This window comes from Trichocoleus sp. FACHB-262, assembly GCF_014696035.1.
GTDB lineage: Bacteria > Cyanobacteriota > Cyanobacteriia > FACHB-46 > FACHB-46 > Trichocoleus.
The window spans coordinates 103,508-110,452 of sequence record NZ_JACJPK010000055.1; the positions used below are offsets into that span (position 1 = coordinate 103,508).

5 protein-coding genes are annotated in these 6,945 nt (G+C 43.7%); 4 read left to right on the forward strand and 1 reads right to left on the reverse strand.

The genetic code is table 11. The annotated features are described in order from the left end of the window. Positions 1–15: 15 nt before the first annotated feature. Positions 16–978 (reverse strand): glycosyltransferase family 2 protein, encoded by a 963-nt coding sequence (locus H6F68_RS11140; RefSeq protein WP_190558986.1) that lies wholly within the window; start codon positions 976–978, stop codon positions 16–18. Positions 979–1,193: 215 nt separating this feature from the next. Between H6F68_RS11140 and H6F68_RS11145 the strand changes: the two genes are divergently transcribed. From H6F68_RS11145 to H6F68_RS11160, 4 genes are all read left to right on the forward strand, one after another. After that, complete coding sequence (locus H6F68_RS11145) at positions 1,194–2,189, forward strand: glycosyltransferase (protein WP_190558988.1); 996 nt, start codon at positions 1,194–1,196, stop codon at positions 2,187–2,189. A 300-nt stretch (positions 2,190–2,489) separates the two neighbouring features. Further along, the gene (locus H6F68_RS11150; protein ID WP_199300034.1) at positions 2,490–3,173 is read left to right on the forward strand and encodes a hypothetical protein; all 684 of its coding nucleotides are present in this window, start codon (positions 2,490–2,492) and stop codon (positions 3,171–3,173) included. A gap of 63 nt (positions 3,174–3,236) precedes the next feature. Further along, positions 3,237–5,246, forward strand: a complete 2,010-nt coding sequence (locus tag H6F68_RS11155; RefSeq protein ID WP_190558992.1) for an ATP-binding protein — start codon at positions 3,237–3,239, stop codon at positions 5,244–5,246. A gap of 43 nt (positions 5,247–5,289) precedes the next feature. After that, positions 5,290–6,876: a PD-(D/E)XK nuclease family protein gene (locus tag H6F68_RS11160; protein WP_190558994.1), complete on the forward strand. Its 1,587-nt coding sequence runs from the start codon at positions 5,290–5,292 to the stop codon at positions 6,874–6,876. Positions 6,877–6,945 lie beyond the last annotated feature (69 nt).

Consider the following 6,945-nt stretch of genomic DNA (forward strand, 5'->3'; position numbering starts at 1 on the left):
GAGTCGTTGAAAAAACTATAACCATTCAATCTCTGTGGCTTGCTCAGATAGCTTGGCAGCTTGCTGACCCGCTGTTCTGGCTCTGGCGCAATAGACGCTAATGGGCGTACTGATCAGCTCGATCGCGGGAGTTTTGCCAAGCAGCGTTTTGCCTGTCTGGATCGGTAGTTCCTTCAAGAACCAGCGGCTAAGCAGATAGGCCGATTCCTGCCAGGTGTGTTTGCGGGTTAAGCCTACGCCATAGAGTTCGTGTAAGTAACGATTGGAGCGACCATAGCGTTGCCACTGGCTTTTGAGGTCTTTGAGGGTAGCGCGATGACGATGTTGCACGATCGCCTCTTCGGCAAAATGTAGCTGCCATTCCGTTTGTTTCTGGATGCGCCAACAAATGTCAGCGTCTCCCCCGGTGGTCATGTAGGGTCGAAATAATCCTACTTGCTCTAAGGCTTGGCGTCTAATGGCTAAGTTAGCGGTTTGGCCGTAGGGACAGAATGAGTGAGCGAGAGTATCTTTTTGGCTCAAGAGGTTGCGGCTGTCAGCGTAGCGCTCTAGCAAGGTTGTGCCAGGCAGAGCAATAATTTCACCTACAACCAACCCAATAATGGGGTCGGCAAAGGGTGGCATTAGCAGTTCTAACCAGTTGGGTTGGGGGCGGCAGTCAGCATCAGTAAAGACAAAAATTTCTCCGATCGCAGCTCGAATGGCCGTATTGCGGGCGGCATAAGCACTTTGAATCTTGACTTCGGTGAGATGGTGCAGGTTCCACCCTTCTGCTTGGGCGGACTCAGCGGCTTGCTGCAAAATTTCAGCTGTGCGGTCTTGGCTAGCATTATCGACTAAGAGATATTCCACTCGGTCTCTAGTGTAGGTCTGAGCCCGAAGGCAATCCAAAAGTTCAGGTAAATCGGTTTCGCCGTTGTAGATTGGAATGACAACGGAAACCTGAGGCAAGAAGGTATCTGGCTGAGGGCTATCCATCGCTTGATTTCTCTAAAATCTTTATACAGCCGTCCCTAATCTTTATGAAATTCATATAGCGGGCTCGATCCAGATTCTAAACGGAGCGATACCATCAATATCGAAGTGGCAGTTTGGAACTGTATCTTCACTCCAGTTTTAATGCTCTAGGGATGCGAATTTAAGACATTTTGAGGGACGCTTTCCCGGTCACAGCATTTTCTAGTAATCAACCCATGCCTAAAGTTAGTATTTGCATTCCTACTTATAACCGAGCCAATCTGCTCCCCTACGCGGTCAATAGCGTTCTTCATCAAACTTACACAGATTTTGAGTTGCTGATTTGTGACGATGGCTCGACCGATGCGACCCCCAAGGTGGTGAGCCAGTGGGACGATTCGCGCATCCGCTACATTCGCCATCCCGTCAATATTAAGCGCAGCAAGAACATGCGCTCTGGTTTTGAGGCGGCTAGCGGCGACTATTTCATCAAGTTTGACGACGATGATGCGCTAACGCCAGAGTTTTTAGAGAAAACGGTTGCTGTGTTGGACGCTAACCCGGATGTGGATTTTGTCTGCACGAATCATTGGATTATTAATCCAGCGGGAGAGCGAGAGGAAGCAGCGACATTGGCCAATGCTGCTAAGTGGGGCAAAGATAAGTTGCCAGCAGGTGTGATTCCCAATTTGGTTCACGAAACGTTTGTGCGCCAGAGCTTGCAGGTGGGTTCAACGCTATTTCGCAAAGCTTGCTTGGATGAAGTAGATTTCATGCGCTTTGAAGCGGATGGCTGTGAGGATTTTGATTTGTTGGTGCGGTTGGCGATCGCGGGTAAGCAGGGCTACTTTTTACCAGAGTATTTGATGGAATACCGCATGCACGGAGGCCAGAATAGCCTGCGACAGAGTATCCACTTTTTGAGGGCCAAGCTGTTCTGCCTCAACAGCTACCACTTTGATGAGAGCGATGTGGAGCGGCAGCGGATCAAAAAAGCGGCAGGCTTGAAGCAAGATCTGGCTTTGAGGTTAATTGAGAAAGGCGACACAGCGGAAGGCCGTCAACTTTTGCAAGAAGCAAATCAAGTTTTGGGCACTTCTAACCGCGCTAAGGCAGGTCTGGTTCTCTCATACCTACCAGAAAGTTTGCGCCAAGTCGCGTTTAATTTATTCCGCCAAATGCGAACCAAGGACTACGCGGAGCAGGTACGCCAAGTACAAACTTCTAGCTAAGTTTGGGTGCTAGCAAAAGTGGGTGATTCAGGGGTAATTAAGAGCGATCGCTGCAAGCTAAGTTAGGATTCCGGGGAATATATAAATTCTGAACCCCAAAAAGTAAAGGTCATGAAATCGACGGCTCAATTATCAACGCCTGAATTGAAGTTTCTCCTGACCCTCTTAGATTGTCCCGATTACCGATCAGGTCTGAGCGCCAAACGATTTGCCAGCTTCAAGGGCAAAAATACACTTTGTAAGGACTTGGGCGATCGCGGTCTAGTCGATTTTTCCCAGGAAGTTAGCACTGTCAAAATCTTGCCACCAGGCCATGCTCTCTTAAAGGTTGATCCAGCGCAACTACCTGTTAAGGACAAAGAGCTTAAAGTACTACAAAAGCTCGCTGATTTAGTTGGAAAAGTGGCCCCCAGCAAAATCACGTTGCTTAAAGCCTCTGAAAGAGAAGTGATTTTGTTAGCTTTGAGTGAGAAAGGATTAGTCGAGGCTGAAACGAGTATTAAAAGAACTAAAGCGGAAGTATGGCTGACTGAACGAGGTATTGAATATTTACGAGATGACTATAACCCTAAGGGAGCTGCAACCATTAATTTGGAATTGCTAAATCACTATATCCAATTCTTGCGGAAGTCTTTGCGTATAACAGCAGACTCAGCAGATGTAGAGACTTTTACTACACCCAAACATGAGCCCTCGTCTGCCGCAAAAATTAATGATTTGAACGATGAAGCCATTCTTAAGATAATTCAGCAGTTAGATCAAGAACTTGGTACTGACAACTACTTGCCACTCTTTCATTTGCGACAAAAATTACAGCCGCCTCTCTCTCGTGAACAATTGGATCAAACGCTTTATCGCTTGCAGCGCAATGACACAATTGAACTAAGTTCATTGGTCGATCCTACTTCCTATACATCTGAGCAAGTTGCTGCTGGAATTCCTCAGGATGTAGGTGGTGCACTCTTTTTTATTACTGCGAATTAAATTTTGATTTTCGATTTGATTGGTTAGTTAGCAACTTACTCATTCGCCCACTAAAGCTTGAGCATGACATCGATTGATGAGATCATTAAGCGTGAAGTCAACCCCTTTGACTTGGTTAATCTGAAGCCTGGTAACTTTTGGGGTGAACAGCAAGATGCAGCCCAAACGGTTGATTCTATTCATCAAGAGGCGATTACTGAGATCGAAGCACTGGTCGATTTAGTTGCTAAAGATCACGTTAGTCGTACTGTTTTGCTAGCAGGTGATTCTGGTTCTGGCAAAAGCTATCTTTTGGGTCGGCTCAAGCGCACCCTGAATCCTAAAGCCTTTTTTACCTATATTGGCCCTTGGGCAGACAGTGACCATATCTGGCGGCACATTCTCCGCTATACCGTCGATAGCTTAATGCATAACCCAGAGGGCCAGCAAGACTCTCAGTTACTACTCTGGCTGAAGAGCTTATCTGCTTTTACCAAACGGAATCTTAAGCAGCGTGTACTCAATGATAGTGTTTGGCAATTGTTGCAGAGCGATCGCAAAAAATTTATCAAACACTTAAAAAACACCTACAAAAGTGCAGGAATTTATAGTCCCGATATCTTCTTTGGTATTCTTCACGATCTCACCAATCCTGAGCTTTATGATTCGGCTTGTGAATGGCTGCGCGGTGATGATTTAAGCGAAGAATCCATGCAAGCTCTTAAAGTTAGAAACTGCATTGATACAGAAGATGCAGCTAAAAATATTTTGGCAAATTTTGGTAGAATTTCTACCGAAACTCAACCCATTGTAATTTGCTTTGATAACTTAGAAACTTGTCTATTTAATCAAAATGGTATTCTCAACCCACAACCACTCTTTAATGTTAATACCATAATTCATAATGATTACCTAAGAAACTTTGTCATCATAATTAGTGTTGTTACAGATATCTGGAAGCGCAGCTCAGTTCGAATTCAACAAGCTGATAAAGCTCGTCTTGAGACAACTATTCAGCTTAAAAGAATTAACTTAGAGCAGGCAGAAGCATTATGGACTTATAGACTAGGGGCTTTGCATCATCAGGCGAAACCAAAACCAGAATCCAGGATTTATCCACTTACTAAGCAGCTTCTAGAGCAAAGCTTTCCTGGTACTAAAACTGACCCTAGAAATGTCTTGATTTTAGGTAGACAGGAGTATCGAAAGCACAAAGATTCTATAGGTGAATATCTTCCTGATCCTGATCCAGAACCAGACTTACAATCTGAGTTTCAGCTGTTATGGCAGCAGGAACATCAAAAAATAGAGCAAAAAATTACCAAAATAGCTCTTTTATCTGCACCTGAACTAGTTCGGATGCTGCAAGAGGCTTGCATTGCTTTAGGCGTGAAAGAAGCTAGGCCGAAGCTTCTAGGCGGGAAGTATGCCAGCTACTCCCTGAGCTATAAGCACCCTCAAGAGAAAAAGCAAGTAGGAGTTATTTGGACAGAGGACTCAAATATGACTAGCTTCTATACGGTGATGAATGCTTGTCAGACTCTCCTGAATAAACGAACCGATCATGCTTTATATCTAATTCGTGCTGCTAGCGTAGGGACTCCCAAGCTTGTAGGTCAGCGCATATACCAGCAGATTTTTACAGGAAATCCTCATCAGCACCTTAAGCCTAATTTGCCTTCTGTTCATACCTTGGCAACATACTATAGCTTTGTTAAATCTGCATTGGCAGGTGATCTAGTAGTTGCAGGTACAACAAGTACCTTGGAACAATTGCGAACCTTAGTTCGAGAATCAAAAGTTTTAGAAGGTTGTGCGCTATTAAAGGAGTTAAAGATTATGCCGGAAGGGATAAAGCCTCCCCTAGACCCAATTAAAAAATATTTACTGAACTTAATCAAAAATCAGCATTTTATAGGGCGAAAGATTTTAGTTGATAATACTCATGTTCAGTTTTCTGATACAGATATATCTCACATTGGTCAACTAATCGAGCAGTTCTATAGAGACAACATAATCCAGATTATTAATCCTCAAGAAGAGCTAGATAATCAACTGGTCTGTTGGATTCCAGAAAAAAATATTCCTATTTAGAAAGTTATTGTTTCACTAAATATTTGCAAGTCAAATTTTTCTCATGCCTTATGTAACGAAGATTGAGGATATTCAAGCATACATCACTAAGTTTTCTTTGGCGAAGACCTTGTGGTTAGATACAGAAGTTGCAGATTGGAGTACTTCAAAACCTCGCCTTTCTTTAATTCAGGTTTTGGTTGAGCCAAATAATGCAACTCATGAATCAACTTGCATTCTTGATGTACTAGATAGACCTGATTTAGCGGCAGACTTTATTGCCAAAGTTATGGTTCAGTCTCATATTGAAAAAGTTTTTCATAATGCTTGCTATGACTTGAAGTATTTGGGAGGCCAACAAGCTCAGAATGTCACCTGCACTTTGAAGTTAGCTAAAAAGATTGGCAAACAAGTACTAGGCACTACTAACTTAAAGCTAAAAACCCTTGCTACTGAACTCTGCCAGTTTCCTGATGTAGATGCGGAAGAACAAGGTAGTGATTGGGGCAGGCGATCGCTCACGCCTAAGCAACTACACTATGCTGCGATGGATACCGTTTATCTTGCCGCTGTCCATCGTTGTTTGTTAGAGAAAACTGATCCAGAAGCTGTGACGAGAATTTTCGATATGGCATCTAACGGCACTCAGAAATTTAAACCGAAGGCTGATCCTGCTTCCTTAACTGCTACTAAGGTTCGGGTCGCGTTTGAGTGTCCGCGCCTTTTTTATCTGCATCAGAAGTTTGGTGGCAATACCCTTTTTATTCCCACGGATGGAAATATAAGTTTTGGGGTAGGTAATGCTTTTCACAGTTTGGCTGATGCGTTTGTTCAGCTAGCGCTACGAGAGCCTCAATTTCAAGCGCTCATGCAATCTAATGCAGATCAGCTTCAAGTTGAAGAAGTAGCCTCCCAAATGCAATCGTTGTTTTATCAGCTGAAATTTTTTCCCTATTTGCAAGAAGTGTCTCAAAAAGACCCGCGCCAATCTCCTGGGTTACTAAAGGTATGGACGGGTTTACAAGGACTAATCAAAAAATTTGCTGAGCTATTAATCAAGAATCGACTATCCTGTGATGCAAAAACTGTTATTCAGAAAACTTTCGTTACTGGCGATCGCAAACTTGAGTACGTTTTTACATTGCCGGATGGTACACAACAACGAGTTGCTGGTGAATTTGACTGCTTAGTTTACAACTTTGAACTTCAGCAACAGTGTGTTATTGAATTCAAAACTTATCGGCCTATTGACCCTTCAGCTCAGTTAGCGCAAGTAGCACTATATAGCTATATGCTCTGGGCCAAGAATAAAATTGCTGTAGACTCTGCTGTTTACTGCGTTCTACCAGAGTTTCAAGAATATTCTTATTCTTGGAAGCAGCTAGAGAGCACTGTACACCAGCTCATTCCGCATAAGTTACAACAGATGCAGCAATGGCTGATGTGGGAGCAAAATCGGCTTGAACCCCCGCCATCCACTCTTGAGGCTCAACGTTGCAACATCTGCCCCCAATACGAAAAATGCCAAACTTACTTTGCAGTTGGCGATCGCTCTACTACTTCGGATGGGGGAGCTAAGGTGATTAAGCCACCTATTGTCAAAAAAACTAGAGTGGCAAAGATAGCTGGAGAAATTTCTGCTCCAGAGTAGCTAAGTAAGTTGCTGGAGAACGTCGAAATTGTCGCTGTTGATTGCGCTTGTGTTGGAGGTGATGAAGGT

What these genes read in the sequence shown, in the direction of transcription:
- H6F68_RS11140 (WP_190558986.1), bottom strand. Translation starts at nt 978, where the DNA reads ATGGATAGCCCTCAGCCAGATACCTTCTTGCCTCAGGTTTCCGTTGTC.
- H6F68_RS11145 (WP_190558988.1), top strand. Translation starts at nt 1,194, where the DNA reads ATGCCTAAAGTTAGTATTTGCATTCCTACTTATAACCGAGCCAATCTG.
- H6F68_RS11155 (WP_190558992.1), top strand. Translation starts at nt 3,237, where the DNA reads ATGACATCGATTGATGAGATCATTAAGCGTGAAGTCAACCCCTTTGAC.
- H6F68_RS11160 (WP_190558994.1), top strand. Translation starts at nt 5,290, where the DNA reads ATGCCTTATGTAACGAAGATTGAGGATATTCAAGCATACATCACTAAG.